At 36.3% G+C, this 455-nt stretch carries 1 pseudogene; it reads right to left on the reverse strand.

Annotation, left to right across the window (positions count from 1 at the left end):
* Positions 1 to 351: 351 nt before the first annotated feature.
* A pseudogene (locus R0K30_RS21110) lies at positions 352 to 455 on the reverse strand (acetyltransferase); the annotation flags it as partial.

Genomic DNA, 455 nt, shown 5'->3' on the forward strand with positions numbered 1-455 from the left:
CTAAAAATTCATCCAAAATATCATCTAAAATACTAGCAGCTTCTTCTGGTGTGTGACTATACGTCTTATCTAATTTTAGCTTAGTTAAATCTTTACTGGAAGAACTGGAGGGTAGATACCCGAAATATAGGTAAGGATTCACCTTACTTATATCATAATAACTATTCATTAAAACCTACCTAAACTCAATGTGAGATAGTTCATCAATAAATTCATCTAAAACCTGTTCAATGTCAAGACTATAATAGCGGTGGAACAGTTTAAGCGATTTGTCTGAATCTCTTTCATAGACTCGGGCCTCATTTAATCGAGATATAGTTTCTTCTCCAAATCTTTTTTTTAAAACTCGAGCTGGAACACCTACAACTATATTGTATGGATCGACATCCTTCGTAACTACAGAGCCCGCACCTACCACCGCACCTGTACCTATTTCCACTCCTGGCATGACTAAC

Origin of the sequence: Bacillus sp. SIMBA_154 (genome assembly GCF_046536015.1) — a bacterium.
Lineage (GTDB): Bacteria > Bacillota > Bacilli > Bacillales > Bacillaceae > Bacillus > Bacillus pumilus_P.